Here is a 21,701-nt window from a genome sequence, read left to right on the forward strand (position 1 = left end):
GCGTCAATAATCGCGTTCGAAGAAAATCCCGATGGAGCTTTTACCGTCCGAGCCGAGCGTGCCGCGCGCGGTCAGCGACGGGCTGATACTGAGGTTCAGGTTGATCTCGGTATCGCCATCTGCGCCGACCTCAACATCGGTGTAAATATTTTCCGAGATATACTTGCCCGCTTTCAGCGTCGCCTCGCCATTTTCATCGGTGGTCAGATCCAGATCATCCAGCGCGAAGTTGTCGCGCAGCTTGCCGACAATGCCTTCGCCACCTTTGCCCGCCAGCGTGCGCACCGCCGCCGCCAATCGCAGGGCTTGCAGCGGCGAAATTTCGGCGATGTTGCGCCCGAACAGCAGCCTTGCCAGCACCTCGTCCTGCGGCAGTTCCGGGCTTGAGGTGAAGGTGACTTCGGGGGCCGAAGCCGGGCCAATCAAACTGATGCGCACGACAATGTCGTCGGCCTGCGTTTCAGCCGCAAAGGTCACATAGGGATCAAAGCCGCCGCGCATGCTGACGCGACCTTCGGTCAGGGTCAGCCGCTTGCCCAGAATGTCCAGCCGCCCGCGGATCAGTTCGAATTCGCCCACGGGCACGACATTCGCGCTGGTGCCCGTCAGTCGCAGCGTGCCGCCCAATTCAGCATCCAGCCCACGCCCGCGCACAAACAATTGGCTGGGCGCGCGGACGGTAATGTCGATGGGATAGGGGCGGGAGGTCTGCCCGTTAGGGTCGGTGTCGATGATCAGCCCGGCAAAGGCACGGGTCTGGCGCACGGCGGCGGGTTCGTTGATGTGGCGCAGCTCTTCCAGGATGGGGACCGTGCCCGGGGGTATTTCCGAGATACGAATTTCGGTGCTGCCAAGGGTCAGGTCCGCGCGCAAAGTCGCCCCATCAGTCAGGGGGCCGCGCAACGTGCCCGTGCCATCCAGCGTTGTTTCAAACAAATTGCCATCGGTCAGCGTGACTCGATCCACATTGATCTGCAAATCGGCCTGATACGGCGCATCCAGCGAAATGTTGCCGCGCGCTGTCACCTGCCCGCCGGTGATGACCGAGGTCACGACATTCACATCGGCCCGCGCGCCCGATAACACAACTGACGCGCTGTCGATCTCTACCGCCTGCCCGAATGTCGGCAGCGCCAGCCGCGCCCCTGTGGTTTGCACATTGCCTGCCAGTGACGACAATTGCAGCGGGCCGTTCAAGGTCAGATCAAACGCCGCCCGACCGGTCAGAAGGCGCGGTTGGATAATCCGGTTTGCCAGTTCAAGCGGGACGGTGCCGTCGATTTTCAGATTGGCGCGGCTGGCGTCGGCCTGCACCGTTCCGTTGACAGAGGCATTTGCGCCGCCCGGTCCATTCGCCGCGACAGCCAATTGCCAAGTGTCATCCAGCAAGGTGGCCGTGCCGCTGGCCGCGCCTGCACCAGAAATCCCGTTGGCCAGCAGCCCCACATCGCGCAGTTTAAGATCGAAATCCAGTGTGTTGCGGCCATTGTCGGCCCGGCCGGTGGCCTGCGCGGTCAATTCGGGGGTCGATATCGACAGGGCATCCAGCAGCACGACGTTCTTGTCGTCGCGATGCAGGCGGACCATGTAAGTGCTGTCGCCGCGTATCAATGAATCCAGTGCGGGTTGGCCAAGGCCCAGATCGGTGCCAGTGCCGTCTACCTCGGCCTCAAAATTCCCGGTGGCGAGGTCATAGCTGCCCTTGGCCGTCGCCGATATTGCGCCCGTGATCGGTTGCCCGACCAGTTGTGCATAAGGGGACAGCGACGACGCCTTTGCGGTGACGGTGCCCTTAGCCAACCCCGGCCCGTCTTTTGTGATCTGTATCGAGGCATCAACCGCTGCGTCGACACCCCCCGGCGCGGTCAGGTCGGCCAATACCGCCCATGTATCCTTGGTTTGGTTGACGGTGCCGACAACGGTTGCAGGGCCGGACAGTCCTGGATCGACGACCGCGCTGTCTTTGATGCGTACATCGAACCGGGCGTTTGAGGCATCGGTTTTTAGGTCCGCCGACACAGATGCGGTGGTCTGTGCGGTGGTGATATTCAACCGTTCCAGCCGGGTTCCGGTGTCATCGCGCACCGCTTCGATATCCAGCTTGCTGGCCCCGGCGATCAGCGGATCAATCCGCGCCTGCCCAATGCCCAGATCAGCACCGTCGCCTTTGATCTTCACATCAAACGCGCCGCCCAGAAGGTTCACAGCACCGTCTAGCGCCACCTTGGCCGCCCCGGTCAACGGCGTTCCAGCCAGCCCGGCGAACTGCGATAAGTCGCTGGCCGTCAGCACAACATCACCGTTGGTTTTCACCGTGACGCCGTTTGCAAGATCATCGGCTGACAGGCTGCCGACCAATTGGTAATTCGTCCCGCTCAGGTCGATGTCCGAGATTTGCAGCGGCGTATCTTGGCGCCAGTCAAACGAAAGCTTGCCTGCCAAGGCAGGGCCGATAGCTTTGGCCAATGGTTCAGATTTCGGTGCAATCCCTTGCACATCGACGGTGACGTTACCGTCAACCCGCCCGACATTGGTGCCGTCCTCATGTTCCAAAGTGCCGATTGCCGAGACGGTGGCTGTGTCCAGTGTCATGTCGTCGCGCGTCAGGGCGTTCAGGGTAAAATTGGCTTGCCATGCCTCGCCATTCTCGGCGTTATATCCGATCGCCAGATCGGCAGACTGAACTTGCGTCTTTGGCCCCGTCATCGGCAGCAAAACGGGCGCGCCGTTTTGGTCTGCGATGCGTCCCGTCAGGGTGAACCGTTCGGGCCAGCCCTTTGCGGACAGGGCAAGGTCGCCCTGAAGGGTCAGCGCCTCGGTGGTCAGCGCGAGCGTCTCAAGGTCCAGCGCGCCGTCGGAAAACCGCCGCCCGGCTGCCGTCAGCGTGACATTGTCGCCAAAGAAATCACGATAGTCGGGCAAAAGCACCGGCGCGATGTCGCCTTCAATCTGCGCGTTGAACCGTTTCAGGCTTACAGGATTTTCAGGGGTCGAGGTCGCTTGGTCCATCTCGTCGCGCAGCTCAACCTGCCCGGTCAGACGCTGTTTGCCGTCGGTGGACAGGTCAATATCGGCGACAAAATCAGACAGTGGGCCAGATCCCGCGATGATCAGGCCGATGGCGGGGCGGTCCGGAAGGTCCAGCAGGTTGGCCGCGATGCCGTCTTCGCCCTCGTCCACTGTCAACGCCAGATCAAGTTGCGTCGTCACGTTGCTATAGCTGCCCTCCAGCCGCAGCGCGCCGGTCGGGCCATCGGTGCGCACAATATCAAGCTGCGCGGAGCCTTCGCCGCCCGACAGTTGTGCGGTGCCTTCAAGGCGGACAACGGCGGCTTGGCCGATCACCGGTTCGGCCAGTTCGACATGCTCTGCCTTGATGACACCGATTTCTACGGATACCGGAAGTTCAGGCAGGGAAAACCCGCTGGCCTCAGGCGCGGGAACGCCGCCCACGGGGGTCGGTGTGCGCGCAATGATGATTTCTTGCGCCGATATTTGGTTGATGTTGATCGCCCCGCGCAACAGGCTTGCGCGTTGCCAATTCAGCACCACGTCGTTCATCGTCAGCCAAATGCCGTCATCATCGGCCACGGTGATTTGGGCAACCGTGGCTTGCGAGCTAAAGGCGCCTTGAAAACCGATGATGCGGATATCGCGCCCGACGCCCGACAGGTTGTCTTCCAGCAGTGCCTGAAGATAGCCGCGATCATCCTGTTCGGTGTCGCTCTGCGCGTGGGCAAAACCCGACCAGAACAGGGCCGCAAGGACTGTGAATATACGAAGAAAAGGGCTCAAAACGCTTGCCCGATCCCAAGATAAATCTGAACGCCATCACTGGTGTCGCCAGATATGGGTCCGGCCACATCCAGTCGCAACGGTCCGATCGGGGTTTTATACCGCACGCCGATGCCGCCGCCCGTGTGCCAGTTGCCTTGCCCGTCAAACAGGCTTCCGGCGGCCACGTGGCCCGCATCAACAAACCCAACCACGCCGATCTTGTCAGTGATCTGGGCGCGCAGTTCCGCCGAAAGGCTGACGAAGGACTGACCGCCGGTGATCTCTCCACCGCCCACATCCAGACCCAGCGACTGATACGGCTGGCCGCGCACGGTGCCACCACCGCCCGAATAAAACAGGTAATCCGGGGGGATATCGCCAACATTGCCCGCAAAGACCGATCCGACCTGAACCCGTCCGGCCAGAACAAAGCGATCCTCGGCCCCGAAGCCGCGATAGGCGCGCCCATCACCATAGGCCCACCCCCCTGTGCCGCCGTTGTCCAGCGAGATGAAAGGGATCACCTCGGCCTTCAGATAGGTGCCGCGCGTCGCGTCCAACTTGTCATTGCGCCGGTCCCAGGTCAGCGATGTGGGCAGGGTGAACAGGACGAACCGGCGGTCGCCCAGAATATCGGTGGTTTCAGAATACAGCAGGGCCGCGCCGAATTCGGCTTCCAGTGTGTCCGAGAAGATGCGCTTGATACCCGCGCCCAGATTGGCAGAGCGCGAGATATAGCCCGGCTCATCCTCATAGGCGAGGCTGCCAAACACAAAGGCGTTGGTGTCCGGGCCGAAGGTGGCCGGCTGGTCAAGCCGCACGCCCAGGCGATAGTCGACGCCGCCGTGCTGGCCAGCGATACCCGAGATTTCGCCGTCAATACGCAGCCTTTCAGCCCCACCAAACATGTTGCGATGCATCCAAAAGGCCGAAAGCTTTAACCCTTCAAGCGATGCAAGTTCGGCCCCGACACCGAAGCGGCGGGGTTCTTCGTCAACCAAGGCAAGACCGATATCCATCGTGTTGCCCGCGCCAAGCGTTTCGGCCTCGGTCAGGGTGACGGATGAAAATGCGCCGGTGCGACGCAGACGTTTCGCGACCGTCTCTAATTCATCCGGCGAAAAAACCTGGCCTGCGGGGAACCCGGCAATGCGCGCAATCCGGTCGGAACGCACGGCGCTTTCGGTTGTTTGGCGCAGGGTGCCAAACCGCACCTTTGGGCCGGGGGCGACGTTCAGCGTGGCAGACAGTTGCGCGTTTGCGTGGTTTGCGGTGATCTTCTGGCCTGACAGGTCGACCTTGGCGTGCCCCGCCTGTCGCCAACCCAGCACAGCGGCGTCAGCGGCCTGCTGCACGGTCACGCTTTTGGCCACCTCACCTGCGCGGAATTCATCCGGCATATCTGTATTTGGCGCAAGTGGGGCGGCCCTTGCGTTGCCAAACCGGAATTGTTTGCCGGGATTGACCGATACCTCGATCATGCCGATGGCTTGCGGCACCTCGAACACCGGGATCTGCGCGGCCTCGCGCCCATCAACGCGCACCTTCACAACGCCACTGTAATATCCGTTGGCATAAAGGGTTTGGACCAGTTGCCCATATTCGGCCAGCGCATCGGCAAACACATCGCGGGTGTCTTTATCTGCGTCATCCTGTGCGGCCAATACCAAAGAGGCACCTTTCAGCGCATCTTCAAGATCATCGTCGGGGCCAGCCACGTTGAAGACCACGCTGTCCAGCGCGTACGCCGGAAGGGGCATCCAAACTAACGTCAAAAGGAGGAAAAACAGTGCCTTACCACAGGTAAACCGCAACCCCCAACTCCCTTCCTGTGCAAATCATGTTGTCGCTATGTTCCAGCCTATAGAGAACTGATTGAACCCACCACCGGTTTTGCACCATCGGCGGGAAATTGCTGTGCGCCGGCAGCCGGATTTGCCGGCCTGTATCCGCCGATCAATTGCGCAACAGATCATCTTGAACGTGGTAATGTCGCACCGTAGTTTGGTCGGAAGCGTAAAGGGTCGAATATGATTTCAGTATCGGGGCAGGGATTTCAGAAGCATGAACGCTAGGCTGATAGAGCGCCGACTTGCAAGCCGTGAGCTTGACGGATGCGCCCTGCTTGATGTTGTCGAACGGAAAACCGACAACGCCCGAGAGATCACCCTTTTCTTTGACCAAGCCGTAACGGGTGATTTGATCGTCCCGCCGACGAATTCGGAACTGATCGTCATTAAATCAATCGGCGGTGCCACTTTTGCGACATACGCCGTGCCGCTGGACGCGCAAGCTACGTTTCAAATTCAAGGCCAGTCCGTTGATCTGACGCCCGCCGAAGTCGAAACCGACTATATGCAGGGCACCAATGCCATCGTTGCTGAACGCAACGGGGAACCGGCGCGACTGGTGTTGGAGTGGCTGGATTTTCACCTGGAACATCAACAGGTTCAGTCGGTTGCCATCCTTGATCGCGCCCAGCCGGGCACCGACAAAGCATTCACGCGTGAGATGCGCGAGGGGCTCAAGAACGTAACGACACCCTGCACAATTGCGCTTGTGTCCAGCGATATCCCACTGGGAAAGCCCGACTTGCCGCAAGAGGCGCATCCGTTTTGCGTGCCCGGCGCACCGGGAAAAGATCGAATGCACGTGCCACCCCCCGCCCCTTGGGAAAGCCCATTGGGCGCGCTGACGATTTACGAAATCATGCGGATGCGATTTTTAGCGACAGCCCGTGCCGTCGCCAATATTGATGTATTCGATCTGATGCCCGCCGGGCCGGAGAGCATATTTGATACCGCAGTATCTGCCGAAAACGGCCTGATCACCTTAATCGGCCAGCAATGCTATCCTTGGCGGGTTCGCACCGACACCGATATCAAGTTCGCCGATCACACCTGCGTCCAGTTTGATGCGCGCGGTGGTCGCCATCGGTGGTGCATCGCGCCCGACAAAGCCCCCGAAGATGCAATTTGGCGACTGGTCAGAATTGGCAACGTCCAGCCGGACCCAACGCGAACGCGCGGCTTTTATCGTTATATGGGAATACGTTACCCTAACGAGTCAATCTCCAAGATCGTCCCTAAGACCTCGTTGATTGAGCATGAGCCGTTGCTGGAGATGTCGAAAAAAGAGTTCGGTCATAAACCGGTGCGGATGCCCAAGATTTCGTTCGACAAAGCAAAACTGAAGGGCAGGGGGCGCTGCGCCATCGTCAGCACGATGAAAAACGAAGGCCCCTTCATTCTGGAATGGCTGGCCTATCATCGCGCAATCGGTTTTGATGATTTCATCATCTATACCAACGACTGCACCGACGGCACCGACACAATGCTGAAACTTTTGCAGTCAAAAGGTATTTTGCAACATCGCGAGAATCCGTTCCGGTCTTCGGATCTGAAACCGCAACATGCCGCGCTGCAAGCGGCCGAGGAAGAGGACCTGATCAAAGACGCGACCTGGGTGACCTGCATTGATGTCGATGAATTCGTGAATATCAAAACCGGTGATGGAACGCTGGATGCGCTGTTTCAAGCTGTTCCCGACGCCAACATGATTTCGATGACATGGCGGCTGTTTGGAAACGGAGATATCCATGCGTATCAAGACAAACCCATCACCGAGCAATTCTTGCGGAGTGCCCCGGAACTGGTGCGCAAACCACATCAAGCTTGGGGGTTCAAAACACTGTTTCGCAATGTCGGTATTTTCAACAAACTGGGCGTCCATCGCCCAAAGGGTTTGAAGCCGCAGCTGTGGGAACAGATCAGTTGGGTCAATGGGTCCGGTAACCCCCTGCCAAAAACCATGTTTCGCAACGGATGGCGCTCGACGCTGGAAACCTTTGGCTATGATCTGGTGCAGCTTAATCATTATGCCGTGCGCTCAGCCGAAAGCTTTCTGGTCAAACGTGATCGCGGACGGGTGAACCACGTGGATCGCGACCAAGGGCTGGCCTATTGGTTTCGGATGAACAACAACGCGGTCGAAGAGCGTTCCATTCAGCACCGGCTCCCCATGATGAAGGCAGAGCTTGCGCGTTTGATCGACGATGAAGACATCGCCGCGGCGCACGCGCATTCGGTTCAATGTCACAAAGCCAAAATTGCAGAGCTGAAAGCGACTGAAAAATACGCACGTTTCTATGACGATCTGACGGGCCCCCGGCTGCAGAAACTCTCGCTAATGCACAGCCATTTTGGGTCAAACGTGTTTTTGTCAGGCCCCGATGCGGTTCCGGATGAGGTGGTGGCGCGCGATCCCGATGCCAAATGGTTTTTTACCGTCAAGCAGCGCACAGACCAGTAGCCAAAGTCCGATTGATCGGGGCGCGCGAAAACACCGCGCCTCGCGTCTGTTTCCTTGGTATCGAGCATCTGTCTTCCTCAAGAAAATCTCGCTATCTCTCGATCAGAACATCTTCCAGATCATATCGGTCGGCCACCGCAACATTCAGTTTTTCTGGAAGAACACCAACTGCAATCATCATGATCACCCCCTGATGATCAGGAATGTCGAGCGCGCGCCGCATTTTTTTGTCAACCGCTGCTTCGGGTGCCCAGGCAAGCGGGCAGGCCCCATATCCCAATGAATGAAGCGCATAAAGTATCGACATTGCGAACATACCCCCATCCACCCAACACTGGTTACGCTCGCCCGTGCCGGTAAACGCCCGCAAGTCAGAGGTCACAACAAGACCACGCGACGCGAGGTGGCCAAACCCCTTATTCCCAGGCTGCCATTGCAATGCGTCAATCGCATTCTGGAAGCAATAAACCCGAGGGCCCTGACGGTTACATACGGACGGCGTTTTTCGCGCCATTCGAATGGCTTTCCGCATGTCTTCCATGGGAACGTCATCACCGGAAAAATTTCGGATCGAATGTCGCGAAAAATAGAAGTCTTCCCCGCCTTTTGCGACAGCTTCTTGTATCTCCGCCCTGGTCTTCTGAATCGTGCCGCCCAAATGTGGAACGTCAGATTTATCCATAAGCCATTTGTCCAAAAACGGAACGTCGACGCCATGTTCGCGATTGAAAGCCTGATATTCGCGCAGTGATGCCAGCGCGCCAATAACGGGTCCTTCATAGCCATAAAGCGCAAGCCAATTGTCGATGTGATCGATCAGAAGCTTGATCTTGTCTTGTCCAAAACCCGGACGTGGTTCCGCCAGAGACAGCCCCTTTTCAATACCGTGATAGCTGCGCAGCAAAACCCGTTCCAACTGGCCTTTTGATACATCTGCGCCACCGTGGCTCCACCAGACATAACGCCGCCAATCGTAATAATAATCCGCAAGTACCAGGATGGAAGTTTTGACGCGCTTAGAGCGTCTCCATTGACGTTGCATCTGTCTGTAAAGCCGCTCGTTTTTTTGCAGCACAGTTTTGATTTTCGGCTTTAATGCACTGATCACAATGGGTTCCTTAAACGATAAAGATAATTCATTTCACAATCTGCCATATTCCGTAGGTTAACAACAGCACCACCGGTGCATCCAATAAGTATCGGGGAACCTCATACTTTAAACCGTCAACCCAAATCTTTCATCGCCAACTTGATCTTGCGGTTTGCATTGCGCGCAAGGACGTAGCGTCCAAGTTGGCGGGCGAGTTTGATGTGGCCCTTCTTAACCAATCGCTCAAACAGTTCTCTTTGATAGCGCGGAAATGTGCGGCGCGTTCGCAAATGCTGGTAATATTCTGTTTCGCTTAGCGTTCCTTGCAAGGCACCCAGAATGATGGGTGACAGGATGCCCATTTGGTTCAACGACGAGCCAAGGCGATGACCCAACAAGGGTGCGCGCAGTTTCACAACATTCGTTCCTGTGAAACGGTTCACGTGTCCGCTGTCCAGTGGCTCATACGGATCGTAAAGAATATAGACCGTCGAGGCGGTTTGCGATGCGGTGGTCGCGTCGCCATATTCGCCGCTGAAATCGCGATCCCAAGCGGTTTTATAACGCTCTTCCCAAGGGACGATGGTTTTATCAAGCGTGGATTGCGGACTGATCGCTATGACGTCGCTGCCGGGCGCGGCCGCGCTAAAGGCGGCGGCGGCATATCCACCCATCGAGGCGCCGTAAAACACCACGCGATCAAACTGCATGAAAAACCCGCTGTCGCGAAGGTCGTCGAATTGGTCGCAGACCCATTGGTTGCGATACCACGTCCAGCCACCCGCCAAAACGCCCAGCATCGACCAGCCCTGTTCTTCGATGAATGCAAACCCCCATGGCCGCCGATCGGCGCGCTTGGTCATGGTTATGTCAAGGTTGTCGAATGTGACCACAAGGGTCTTTTGGCTGCGCGGGGTATAGACGAACGAATGCCCCTCTGGCCCCATTCGAAAGAAACCGCCATCTCCGGCCAGCGTTCTGGCAATGGCCGCCCAGCCTTCATCATTGTCGACCACCGCCGGCGGGTTAGGTGTGAAGCGAATGCGGCTGACGCTTTTGCCGTCTGCCTCAAAGGTCGAAACAGGTTCGTTTTCACCGAAATTTCTTAGAAATGGAAACGCGCCTGACCCCTTTTTTATGTCCATGAACATCCGGCTGTCGGAATGCATCATTTTGGACAGGAAAGGCTCAAGAAACTTGACCTTATAGGCGCATCCGAAGCCGTCCAGATTGCACAGGACATCAACCGGTCGCAGGTCGGCCTCGGAACAAATGATGTGAATGCGATCTTGCGGAACACCATTTTGTGTCAGGAAAGTTCGATAAGGATCGATCCAATCCTGCGGTTGCTCGGTTATTTGCCCCTGGCGATTTGCGCTGACCAGAAAGATGTCGCAGTCGAAACGGTGATAGAGGGCGAGGATCAAGCCTTGCGCATTACCGCTAAGGTCGGCCACAGAATTCACCGCATTCAGATCCAAATGATCCAACAGGCCCGTGTCGAAGGTGCTGTTTCCGCGACCTTTCACCGGCGCAAGCGGCGCGACGATGTCATGGTGTTTTACTAGCTGCTCCAGATAGGACCCGACAGGAGGCAAGCCATGGTGTTGGTTTCCGATTTGTTTCTTGTTCGACGCCCAAAGATGCAATGCCGTGGTGTTTGCTGTCAGCTTCGCTTCGACGACCGATGCGGGTTGAAGCATTTCCACACGTTCGCGAAAGGTGATGGGATAGAAGGCGTCAAGGGGCTGCACGAGTTCCTCTAGCCCTAGCTTGTGGACATAGTGCGTTACCATCATCGGGCCCCAGACGCCCCATGGTTGTTGCGAAATGTGAACGGGATTGCCGTCGTCAGCCGCTTGCTGGAATTCCCTTTGTTTCCTTTGCGCTATGAAGGGTGCAATCGAATAGCGGTCTTCTGTGAACAACAGCATTTCGGACAGCAGTTCGCTGTCGCTGGGCAAGCCCAGAACTGCGTTATTCACCCGATGCTCGCCCGGTAATTCGAACCCGAAAACAAAGTCGCTGTCATAGTTCATCGGGCGGTGGCAGTAGACGTCCGTATCCACCCAAATCATGCCCGAGCATTTGTGGATCATGTGCAGGCGAAACCAATCGGCAAACAAAGCGAAGCTGTTTTTGTGCTCGTATTTGATGAAGTCGTCAGTATCAATGATCTCGCGCCCATCGCGCCGAATGACGCCCGCCGGAACGTTGGGGATGTTTTCATAGCTGAACAGCGTGATTTTCTGACCCTTGTCGACAAATGACTTCAGGCAAAGCTGTTCCATCCAGCTGAGCGCGCCACCGATCCAAAGGGTCCCGACTTCTCGTTCTCGCGTCAATACTAGGCCCCGATGCAAATACACGCTACTAGGAGATGAACATACAAATGCCACCAGCTTTTGTATACAGCCATCCGCAAAATCCGGGGTATGCCCGGTTCTGACAAACAACGCCCGCAACTGAAGAAATGTAGGTAAGATGATCACATTCGAACAATTGATGCAGGCAACAACCCATCCGCGTGTCGCCTCGTTGAACACAGGCGCCTTTTCACCGGATGATATTGCAAACATTATTCTGCAGCGATCCGAAATTTTGGGGGACCAGCGCAGACCGGGCCAGGCGATCAAAGCGTGGAGCGAAGGAAACGAAGCCCCGGTGCGCGAATTCGTTGAAAAAATGGGCGACACGCTTGTGCGCCGTGCTGCGGCGATCATTTGGTTGGAATACCTTGAACTGAAGCCAACAATCGACACCCTGTCCCCCAAAAGCGTTGCCGATATTGGATGCGGCTATTCATTCTTCGATCTGTTCCTGTGGCAAGATCATGCGGCTTCGGTTCTGTTAATTGACATCGAAACATCGGAAGAACGGCATTTCGGCTTCAAGAAGCGCGGTGCCGCTTATTCCAACCTGAATGTTGCACAACGATTTCTGGAGGCAAACGGTGTCGCACGGTCTGACATCGCGTGTTGCAATCCAGACGAGGCAGATTTGTCTGCTGAAAAGCCGGTTGATTTGGCTGTTAGCTTCATCTCTTGCGGCTTCCACTATCCCGTTGAAACGTATTTGGATTTCTTTCGAAACGGAGTGAAACCAAGCGGTGCGGTTATTCTTGACGTCCGAAGCAGGAAATTGGAAGAAGCGACCAAATTTCTGCAAGACCTCGGGGATGTGTCAGTTCTGACAAAGTCGGCACACGGAAAAGCCGACCGTATCATGGTCGCAAAACAGCCGCCCGCTTCGGGCACGCAGCACGGTTAGGGAGGCAAAAAAATAGATAATCTGTTTAGACAACAATATCTTATCTGTGCCAGTCCCCGCCCAGATATGGCTGTGCCTGCGCATAAGATCGGAAACTGGTTTCTTTATATCGGCAAAGCGCTGACGCGGGCGCGGCTTTTGTCGACGGATGGCGTCCCGTTTGGATATCTTTTTGGTATTGCGGTGGATGACCAAGGAGCCTTGGTCGAAGGTGACTATACCGGCGCGCCATCCCCAGATGCCAAAGGGTGGGACCGATTTGAAGATTGGGTTGAAGGCCTGACCGGGCGGTGGGGTGTTGTCCTGATCCAAAAACAGGGCACACGGCTCTATACTGACGCCAGTGGAATGATAGGTGCCGTCTATGATGCGAAAACATCCACGGTTTCGGCGTCCTTGGCGCTCTGCCTAACGCGCGACGTGGTTGACCACCCAGATTATGATCACTCTGCAATCGAAGAACGTGGGGCGAAATACTCCTTGTTCGACACCCGCGATGCGCATGTGCGACGGATGAACCCGAGCTGCTATTTGGACTTAGAGACGTTTCATGAAACGCGCTTCTGGCCGCGCCCCGATAGCATTCAGCTGGAAGATGGATCACTTGGGGAAACCTATGACTGGCTTGGCCAGCGCACCGAACGCGTCTTCTATGCGATCGCCAAACGACACAAGTGCTGGCTGCCGCTTTCAGGTGGGCAAGACAGCCGCCTGCTTCTTGCGATGGCCGGGCAGGCGCGTTTGGGCGTCGAAATGTCGTACACGCACATCAGCAATTATGCCAACCGCATAGATGCAACGATTGCGAAGCGCCTGGCGCAGATTGCCGGTATTAAACACGAGGTTCACGACAAACGCGACCACCGGACAAAGCAGAAGCGCGCGCGCGTTGATGCCGAAAATTATTACACCGCTCTGGGGTTCAAAATGCCCCCCTCGGCCGAGATGAAAAATGGACTACACCTGAAAATCCCCCGAAATGCAGTTGTTCTGCGGGGTCATCAGACAGACATCATCAGAGCAGTGTTTTCAAGCCGGATCGGGGAACGCGCGCGCAACAACACGCGCTGGCAAGTGCTTCGCCTATTGATCGTGCCGCAACAAGAATTCAACGACGATATATGGGCGCGGTTCAGACCCAGATACGAGGCATGGCTTAACTCAATTCCCGACCATGCACGCAAAAACTCAACCGATCTGATGTTTCTTGAAATGTATTACAGCTCGACCGTTGGATGTATGTTTCCTGCGTTTTATCGCAACTTCTGGATGTCACCCTTCAACGGTCGCGCGGAAATCGGGCGCGTGATGGCAATTGATGAGAACTATCGTCATGAAGGCAACGCGGTCCATGATATCGTTGATCGCTTCGCCCCAAATTTGAATGAGGTGCCTTTTGACTATGAGCTGGGGGCCGCAATCGAAAACATAGACAATCCTGAAGCACTTAAGGAACTAACTCGTCCGCGCCGAGAGGCCACAGACGTCCGGCGTGCAGAGATCTACGGGACAGAGAAATGGCGCCACAATTCCGTTTAGGCTTTTGTGACATCATCCATGCTTAGACCACGTTTCGCGATTGCGTTGCGGGTATCAATTATGGGCAATTTCAATTCCACCAAGGCTTCATAATCGATCAGGTCGTGATCTGTCGCGATCAGGATGGCATCGAAGTTATCTGCGCTGATATCCTCAAACGGTGTCGATGCGACGCCGAGCAATTCGGGATACTCCCTCATCTTCGGAATCACTGGGACATGGGGGTCATGAAATGCCGCCTCGGCGCCGTTGTCTTGCAGAATTGACATAAGGCGCACGGATGGGCTTTCGCGCATATCTGACACGTTTTTCTTATAGGCAATTCCAACAATCAGAACCCGGGCGCGGGACAAGCCAATGCCCAGTTTCTTATCAAGAACCTCACGCAGACGCGCGATAACGTAGTTGGGCATATTGGTGTTAATTTCGCCTGCAAGTTCAATGAACCGCGTGGAAAGCTCACACTCTCTGGCCTTCCAGGTCAGGTAAAAGGGATCAATCGGAATGCAATGCCCCCCCAAACCCGGCCCGGGATAGAACGGCATGAACCCGAAAGGCTTGGTCGCCGCGCCATCAATAACCTCCCAAACGTCAATATCCATCGCGTCAAAGATGACTTTCAGTTCGTTCACCAGCGCAATGTTCACCGCCCTAAAGATGTTTTCAGTGATTTTCACCGCTTCCGCAGTTTGAGTGCTGGAAACCGGGACAACTTCGTCAACCACCTTCCGATAGAACGCCTCGGTTAGAACCCCCGCCTGAGCACCATCGCCTGCAACAATCTTTGGGATCGTGGCAGTTCGGAAGGTTGCATTTCCCGGATCTTCCCGTTCTGGCGAAAAGCCGACGAAAATGTCTTCGCCAAGAACAAGTCCAGATTTTGCGAGCAGGGGGACAATCACCTCGACCGTCGTGCCGGGATAGGTTGTCGATTCCAATATCACCAAAGTTCCCGGCGACAGATTGCGGGCAATTTCTTCAGTTGTTGCCGTCACATAAGACAGGTCCGGTTCACGGTGACGCGTCAGCGGTGTCGGGACGCAGATGATGATGACATCCATATCAACAAGCTGCGCGAAATCGCTGGTCCAAGCGGTCGAGCCGCTCGTCTTCAGGGCCTTCAGATCATCGCTCTCGACGGCCTCGATATAGCTTTGGCCATCATCAAGCCGAACAATTTTGCTGGGATCAATATCAAACCCGGTGACCGAGAAGCCGCATTTTGCAGTCGTAACCGCCAGTGGCAAACCAACGTATCCCAAGCCAATGACACCGACCTTCGCATCTTCTGACTGTATTTTGTCCAGCAAGTTTTTGTAATTACGCTCTGTCAAAATCAATCTCCTGATTATGTGGACCTGTTGTCACAATCTTACTTTCAAATGTGGCTCTATGACTTTGAGTTTAATATGAATTCTCTCAAAGACTCTGTGAATTTCGGTTCTGCAAAGTTGGATAATTTGGATACGTTTTCGTCGCTCAGTGAGGCGACGGCCTTGTCGAGCACTGCGGCAACGTCATGTTCATCCTTCGCCACGAATATACCAGACCTATCGCCCAGATATTGGGCCGTTGTGTACTGATGGTCATTGCGCGTTTCGCGTAAATGCCCGCGTCTTGGCATGACGACAATGGGTTTTCCGCTGCTCAGTGCTGTCAGGATCGAGCCCATTCCCGCGTGCGATACGATCAGGTCTGCCTGCTCAAAAAGATTTGCATATTCAAGCGGTGTCAGCCTGTCGGTCGCCTCGAAGTTCTTTGGCGAATATTCTGCAGCACCCTTTTCGGTTATCTGGCCAAATAGTTTCATGGACACATTTGACTGCCCATACCATTCGTCAACAGATCGCACCAATCGTGCAAAGGGTTCATGCGTTCCAATTGTCAGGAAAATCAAAGGACGGACCCCAAATATTGTGGGCCGTCCGGGGTTGCCAGATGTTCCCATTGAGTAAGCCAAAGATCAACGTGCTTGCCAACCTTTTGCCCGGACAGTGACAGCTCGCCCGCGTTCGCGACGCTGTCGATCCAGACTGTCCGCGCGCCGAACAGCTTGCCAAGCCTCAAAGCGAAATAGCCCGGCGCGGCACCGGTTGTCACAACAACGTCAGGGCGGGTTCGGATGAATACAAACAGCAGTTGGAAAAGTTGTTTCAACAGTTTGGTTTTCTGCCAGCGGTTCGCTTCGACAATCGCGAAAAAGGTGGGTTCTGGCGCGCCTTCTGACCTGGCCTCTTGTGCGATGATAGGCTTCAATTCGGCATCGGTGGATACATATGTGACGTCAAGCCCCTGCCAAGCATTCCGCAGCCGGCGCAACTGCACCCAATGGCCCCCGGCTGACGCGACGGCCATTACACGAACTGATTTACCCACGTTCATTCTGTCGGCTTTCCCAAAGGTCCTCAAGACGAAGTATTTGATATCCCTTTTTTTCGGCAAAGTCGATCAAAGCAGTGGTGAGTTTCAACAAAAATTCAGGATGATATTCCGGCTTCGGTCCGCGCCGAGGTGCCGCGAAATCATGCATCAGCACAACACCCCCCTGTTGTTCTTCCACCTGTTTCAATATGTCCGGAATTGAGCGCCTGTCCCAGCTATCCCGGCTATCGACGGTCCAGAAAGCAAGTTTAAGCCCGGAAAACCACCCATACATCCAACTGGCCAAGGTCATTTTACCGAAAGGGGGGCGGAACAGTTTTGTTCCCGATCCCAACTGCTGCAAATCCTTATACCCATTCTTAATGTCGCGGATATTTGCCATCAATCCGGTCTTCCAGGCGTTTGAATGGTGGCGTGTATGCGTGCCCAACTCGTGGCCGTCACGAACCAGTCGATCAACGATGTCGGGATGATCGCGAACATTGCTGCCAAGCAGAAAGAAGGTCGCTTGCACATCGCGGGTTTTCAACACATCAGCCAGCGGCAAGCTAAGCTCTACACTTGGCCCATCGTCGTATGAAAGGACGATGGCTTTCTTACGGGCACAAGCGGTCGCCAATTGCCGTGTTTGCACAGATCTTATCAATGTAGGAATGCCAAACCAAGCAAACACGATTGCGATGATCACAGCGACAAAGAGGAAAAAAGTAAACATATTGATTATAAAAGCGCCCCTGTTTCGGTCGTACAATCCACCATACAATAAAGTCAAGGAATTGCATCAGATCCTGATTGCGGCGACCAGCAGCACAGCGTGCACGCGATATTCTGGCGCGCGGCCTTGTTGACTTGAGATTGTCCGGGCGTGTATACATATGTAGATACGAAAGGGCAGCACATGTTTGAGACAAAAATTCGGAAAGTCGGCAACTCAGCCGTTGTGACCCTGTCGAGCGAGATTTTGTCGGCCATGGATGTCAAAGAGGGCGACACTGTTTTCCTTTCCCGGACGGATGACGGGGGTGTTCGGCTGTTGCCATATGACCCAGAGCTTTCGGCGGTATTGGAAGCCGCAGAAGCGGTCATGGACGAAAACCGCGACCTGTTGCAGGCGCTTGCCTGATGGCGCCTGTTTGGGTGCCAATCCAAGCGGTCATCATCATCCACGACAGACAAATCTCCAGACACGGCGGCGCGTCCGGGCTTCGCGACTTCGGCTTGCTAGAAGCGGGGTGTGCACGGGCGCGCAATCAATACGCCTATGAACAGGCGGATGTTTTGCAATGCGCTGCGGCCTATGCCTTTGGTATCGCGAAGGCGCATGCGTTCGTGGACGGCAACAAACGCACGGCATTCGTAACGATGGCGACATTCCTGCGATTGAACGGCTGGCACATCCGTCCCGATCCGGCCCAGGGCGTGCTTGTCATGGAACGTCTGGCCAGCGATCAACTCAGCGAGGTTGAGTTTCGTCAATGGCTTGAGCGGATAGCAAAACCTATGAATATATGACGACAAACAGGCTTACAGGTTCCGTCTGTCAATTTTTACCCCGCTGCCATCTCGCCAGATCGTTCACTTCGGCCATTGATCCAATTAAGGGACAGCACAGCCAGCAATATCGCAACGCCCACGACCTCAACCCGAAAATCAGGCCAGAAGACCGCGACCGCACCGGGCACGATCGCCACCCTTTGCCACATGGCTATCGGTGCGAACAGATACCCCTCAAGGCAGGCCGCAAAGGCGACAAGCGCGAGGATTGCAAGGAAACCGTTCCAAAGAACCAGAGGGACCGGGCCGCCCAAGATGATGCTTTCGTTGAACACCATGAACAGCGGGATCAGGTACAGGCCCTTGGCGAATTTCCACGACTGAAAACTTGTTTCCATCGGTTTTGAGCCGGCAATCGCAGCCCCCGCAAAGGCCGCAAGCGCCACCGGCGGGGTGACGTTGCTGTCCTGCGAATACCAAAACACCACCAGATGGGCGATCAGAAGCGGCACGCCAAATTCGGCTGTCAGGGCAGGGCCGACAAGGATGATCAACACGATGTAGGCGGCGGTCACCGGCAGGCCCATTCCAAGGATAAGGCTTGCGAGCAGCACAAGGATCAGCGCCAACAAGATGTTGCCACCCGAAAACGCGATCATCATGGACGAAAATTTCAGGCCAAGCCCCGTCAGCCCGACAACTCCCACAATGATCCCGGCAACGGCACAGGCCATCGACACCGCAACCGCGTTTCGTGCGCCCAACTCCATCGCCTGCGCCGTCAAGGACAGGCCACGACGACACAACGCGACGAAACCGTCCATCGTTGGTTGCGCGCGGGCAAAAGACCACAGCGAACGCGCCGAGGCGGCGGCGATCACCGACACGATGGCATAAAAGCCAACCCGCATCGGAGAAAACCCGGACACCAGCAACCAGACCAACGCCACCAAAGGCAGCATGAAATGCCACCCGTCGGCCATCACTTTTCGCGTGCTTGGCAACTCGTCGGCGGACAGGCCGGTCATGCCCTGCTTGACGGCCGCAATATGGACCAGCAGGTAGACCGCGCCAAAATATAGGAACGCCGGGAAGATCGACACCAGTACGATATCGACATAGGCGATTTGCGTGAATTCGGACATCAGAAACGCGCCTGCCCCCATCAGCGGTGGCATGATTTGCCCACCCGTGGAGGCTGCGGCCTCGATACCGCCTGCCTGTGCAGGGCGATAGCCCAGTTTTTTCATCAGCGGGATCGTGAAGGCACCGGTAGTGACAACATTGGCGATGGCCGACCCGCTGATCGACCCCATGCCGGCGGAGGCAATCACGGCGGCCTTGGCCGGGCCACCGCGTTGCCGCCCCGTTGAAGCATACGCCAGATCAATGAAGAACTTGCCAGCGCCGGTCACCTCAAGAAAGGCCCCGAACAGAACGAACACAAAGATGAAGGTGGCCGCAACGCCAAGCGGCAGGCCGAAGATACCCTCGGCACCTAAAGTCAGCTGGCTTGCCAGCCGATCCAGCGAATAGCCACGGTGGTTCAGGATACCGGGCATCCAATCGGCAAGAAACGGAAGCTCGCCACGGCTGCCTGCAAACGCATAGGCAATGAACACGGCACCGATGATGGTCATGCCTAGACCCACGGCGCGACGGGCACCTTCCAACACGACCAGCGCCGTGATGACACCCACCGTGACGTCAATCTGGCGCGGGAAAATCGAATTGGCGATGATGTCGATATTCATCGGCACCCAAGCGCCAACCAGAACCGAACAGATGATCAGCGCACCGTCGATGGCCCAGCCAAGCACGCCGCGCTTACGACCTTGCCCAAAGACCGGATAGATTAAAAAACAAAGCACCAGGATAAAGCCCAGATGGATCGGGCGCTGAAAAAACAGACCAAGAGGCTGCGCACCGGCCGCATATAGCTGGAACAGGGAAAGCGTGATGCCGATGACGGCGATCACCTGCAAAATGGCGCGCGGCGTCGAAGTGGTCGGCTGTGGCATGGGGGGGCGTTCTGCAAGTTCAGTGGTCATGGCCGACTAGCTCCTTATCAATGCGATGCGGACACGCGCGCGCGCCGCGACCGCCGAAAGCGAGACTTCGGTCCCGCCCATGCGAATTCGATGATCTACAAAACCCGCGCCGGGGCGCAGGATATAGGCGTTTCCCGCGACCGGCTCGTCGATATCTTCGATCCAATAGCCGCCCTGCCCATCAGACACTTGCAGACCGCGACCCGGGATATGATCCAGCCCGGCGGCAAAATCCGGCAGATGCGCGCGAACCAGAACCATATGGCCGTCGCGGTTTTCATAGCAGTCTGACACCTCGAACCCCTGAACGGAATGATGCCAAAGCACACACCAGCCTGACCCGCCGGGAACATCAAACACGGCAAGCGTTTCGCCTGTGTCCATGTGGGTTGCCGTCAGACGATCAGCCTGCGCGACAGACGCCGAAAAGGAAAGGAGGAGGGCGCAAAGCCCCCCTCCGAACCATGCGTTCACGGGCGCAATTTATCCGGAACCGTGGCGCCTTTTTCCTCGAAATAGCGGATCGCACCGGGGTGCAGTGGGATCGGCGAGGCAGACAGAGCCAGATCAACAGTCGTCTGGTTGGCCGCGGGGTGAACCGCCTGAAGCTCTGCAATATTTTCATACATCGCGCTTGTGATCAGATAGGCCAGATCGTCCGGCATTTCCGACGACACCACCAACACGTTCGGCACACCAATCACCGGTGTATCTGCATCAACGCCGACATAAGTGCCGCCTGCCAGAGAGGTAACGGCAAAGACCGGGTTGGCGGCGGCCGCTGCCGCCATTTCTTCTTCACCAAGCTCAATCAGGACGATTTTGTTCGTTGTGGCGAGGTTGAGGATAGACGAGGTCGGCGCCCCAACAGACCAGAAACCTGCGTCGATATCACCATTGGCCAGCGCATCTGCCGTTTCGTTGAAGTTCAGGCGCTGTTCGTCAATGTCGTCATAGGAAATACCGTTCGCCGACAGGATCTGTTCGGCGTTGATTTCTGTGCCCGAACCCGGTGCGCCAATGGAAATGCGCTTGCCAACCATGTCCTTAAGCGAGGTGATACCGCTGCCTTCAAGCGTCACGATTTGCACCATGTTCGCATAGGCAACACCCATTGCGCGCAACATTGGAAGCTGTTGCCCCTCAAAGCGCCCGGTGCCGGAATAGCCCTGAAAGACCGTGTCCGCCAAGCCCAGTGCAACATCCGCATCACCCGTGGCGATCAGGCCCATGTTTTCGACAGATGCGCCCGTCACTTCGGCGGTCGCCGCATAGCCTTCGACATGGTTGTTGATGATCTCGGCCAGGCCGCCACCCATTGGATAATAGACGCCGCCCGTCCCACCGGTCGCAATTGCAAGCTGCTCCTGCGCGAAGGCGGGTGCTGCCATAACCAGCGTCGCTGCCGCGAGTGTTTTCATGAATTTCATTGAGTGGTCCTCCCATAGGTCCCTAGTTTATGGCACCACCTTATGTGTGCCACAAACTGTTTCCAAGGGATTTGAAGGATTGGGATGGGTCGGGCGTCGCAGTTGCGCGACCGGACGGCATTTGACTTGGTCTTCGACAGCAAGATAGGGCATCGTCGCAACCAAGTTCAGAATGTGCCGCTGTGAGCGATAGTTGAACTGCGACTCCTATTGGCGCTGAGGGTAGGGGTGTTTGCCTGTTTCCTCCATCATCTTTTCACGCAACACCTCCGCTGGAGTTTTCCATCCCAAGCATTTGCGGGGCGTGTTGTTGAGCTGATCGCAGATCTGCTTGATGTCATGATCTGTCATGCCTCG

At 56.2% G+C, this 21,701-nt stretch carries 17 protein-coding genes; 5 read left to right on the top strand and 12 right to left on the bottom strand.

Going from position 1 to position 21,701, the window contains the following annotated elements; translation table 11 throughout:
* Positions 1-3 precede the first annotated feature (3 nt).
* Positions 4-3,795, bottom strand: a complete 3,792-nt coding sequence (locus MUY35_RS15000) for a translocation/assembly module TamB domain-containing protein (RefSeq protein WP_248369985.1) — start codon at positions 3,793-3,795, stop codon at positions 4-6.
* The gene (locus tag MUY35_RS15005) at positions 3,792-5,537 is read right to left on the bottom strand and encodes an autotransporter assembly complex family protein (protein WP_248369986.1); all 1,746 of its coding nucleotides are present in this window, start codon (positions 5,535-5,537) and stop codon (positions 3,792-3,794) included. Before MUY35_RS15005 ends, MUY35_RS15000 begins: the two co-directional genes overlap by 4 nt.
* A 304-nt stretch (positions 5,538-5,841) precedes the next feature.
* Between MUY35_RS15005 and MUY35_RS15010 the strand changes: the two genes are divergently transcribed.
* Positions 5,842-8,088 carry a glycosyltransferase family 2 protein gene (locus MUY35_RS15010; protein ID WP_248369987.1) on the top strand — a complete coding sequence of 749 codons (2,247 nt, stop codon included), beginning with the start codon at positions 5,842-5,844 and terminating at the stop codon, positions 8,086-8,088.
* 91 nt (positions 8,089-8,179) lie between these two features.
* On the opposite strand, the gene MUY35_RS17205 is transcribed toward MUY35_RS15010, so the two are convergent.
* Both MUY35_RS17205 and MUY35_RS15020 read right to left on the bottom strand, forming a co-directional pair.
* Positions 8,180-9,196 carry a nitroreductase family protein gene (locus MUY35_RS17205; protein WP_248369988.1) on the bottom strand — a complete coding sequence of 339 codons (1,017 nt, stop codon included), beginning with the start codon at positions 9,194-9,196 and terminating at the stop codon, positions 8,180-8,182.
* Between the two features lie 116 nt (positions 9,197-9,312).
* Complete coding sequence (locus tag MUY35_RS15020; protein WP_248369989.1) at positions 9,313-11,523, bottom strand: hypothetical protein; 2,211 nt, start codon at positions 11,521-11,523, stop codon at positions 9,313-9,315.
* A gap of 139 nt (positions 11,524-11,662) precedes the next feature.
* Between MUY35_RS15020 and MUY35_RS15025 the strand changes: the two genes are divergently transcribed.
* Both MUY35_RS15025 and MUY35_RS15030 read left to right on the top strand, forming a co-directional pair.
* Positions 11,663-12,448 carry a class I SAM-dependent methyltransferase gene (locus MUY35_RS15025; RefSeq protein ID WP_248369990.1) on the top strand — a complete coding sequence of 262 codons (786 nt, stop codon included), beginning with the start codon at positions 11,663-11,665 and terminating at the stop codon, positions 12,446-12,448.
* Positions 12,449-12,520: 72 nt separating this feature from the next.
* A complete protein-coding gene (locus MUY35_RS15030) occupies positions 12,521-13,987 on the top strand; it encodes a hypothetical protein (protein WP_248369991.1) in 1,467 nt (488 codons plus the stop codon).
* On the opposite strand, the gene MUY35_RS15035 is transcribed toward MUY35_RS15030, so the two are convergent.
* The 4 genes from MUY35_RS15035 to MUY35_RS15050 are packed head-to-tail and all read right to left on the bottom strand — an operon-like array spanning position 13,984 to position 17,141.
* Positions 13,984-15,321: a nucleotide sugar dehydrogenase gene (locus tag MUY35_RS15035; protein WP_248369992.1), complete on the bottom strand. Its 1,338-nt coding sequence runs from the start codon at positions 15,319-15,321 to the stop codon at positions 13,984-13,986. The genes MUY35_RS15030 and MUY35_RS15035 overlap by 4 nt on opposite strands.
* A gap of 56 nt (positions 15,322-15,377) precedes the next feature.
* Entirely contained in the window at positions 15,378-15,935 is a 558-nt protein-coding gene (locus MUY35_RS15040) for a glycosyltransferase (protein WP_248369993.1), read from the bottom strand.
* Positions 15,881-16,369, bottom strand: a complete 489-nt coding sequence (locus tag MUY35_RS15045; protein ID WP_248369994.1) for a UDP-N-acetylglucosamine transferase subunit ALG14 — start codon at positions 16,367-16,369, stop codon at positions 15,881-15,883. Before MUY35_RS15045 ends, MUY35_RS15040 begins: the two co-directional genes overlap by 55 nt.
* Positions 16,356-17,141, bottom strand: a complete 786-nt coding sequence (locus tag MUY35_RS15050) for a polysaccharide deacetylase family protein (RefSeq protein WP_248369995.1) — start codon at positions 17,139-17,141, stop codon at positions 16,356-16,358. Before MUY35_RS15050 ends, MUY35_RS15045 begins: the two co-directional genes overlap by 14 nt.
* A 126-nt stretch (positions 17,142-17,267) precedes the next feature.
* Here MUY35_RS15050 and MUY35_RS15055 point away from each other — a divergent pair, with 126 nt between their 5' ends.
* Complete coding sequence (locus MUY35_RS15055) at positions 17,268-17,492, top strand: transcriptional regulator/antitoxin MazE (protein WP_248369996.1); 225 nt, start codon at positions 17,268-17,270, stop codon at positions 17,490-17,492.
* Positions 17,489-17,881 carry a type II toxin-antitoxin system death-on-curing family toxin gene (locus tag MUY35_RS15060; RefSeq protein ID WP_248370006.1) on the top strand — a complete coding sequence of 131 codons (393 nt, stop codon included), beginning with the start codon at positions 17,489-17,491 and terminating at the stop codon, positions 17,879-17,881. Before MUY35_RS15055 ends, MUY35_RS15060 begins: the two co-directional genes overlap by 4 nt.
* A gap of 35 nt (positions 17,882-17,916) precedes the next feature.
* Here MUY35_RS15060 and MUY35_RS15065 read toward each other — a convergent pair whose 3' ends face one another.
* The 4 genes from MUY35_RS15065 to MUY35_RS15080 form a co-directional block, all read right to left on the bottom strand.
* A complete protein-coding gene (locus MUY35_RS15065) occupies positions 17,917-19,914 on the bottom strand; it encodes a TRAP transporter permease (protein ID WP_248369997.1) in 1,998 nt (665 codons plus the stop codon).
* A 6-nt stretch (positions 19,915-19,920) separates the two neighbouring features.
* Positions 19,921-20,298, bottom strand: coding sequence for a DUF1850 domain-containing protein (locus MUY35_RS15070; protein WP_248369998.1), 378 nt, complete (start codon positions 20,296-20,298; stop codon positions 19,921-19,923).
* An 86-nt stretch (positions 20,299-20,384) separates the two neighbouring features.
* The gene (locus MUY35_RS15075; protein WP_248369999.1) at positions 20,385-21,344 is read right to left on the bottom strand and encodes a TAXI family TRAP transporter solute-binding subunit; all 960 of its coding nucleotides are present in this window, start codon (positions 21,342-21,344) and stop codon (positions 20,385-20,387) included.
* Positions 21,345-21,551: 207 nt separating this feature from the next.
* Positions 21,552-21,701: integrase (locus MUY35_RS15080; RefSeq protein ID WP_248370007.1), on the bottom strand; the 150-nt coding region annotated here is incomplete at its 5' end.

This window comes from Aliiroseovarius sp. S1339 (assembly GCF_023195695.1).
Taxonomy (GTDB): domain Bacteria; phylum Pseudomonadota; class Alphaproteobacteria; order Rhodobacterales; family Rhodobacteraceae; genus Aliiroseovarius.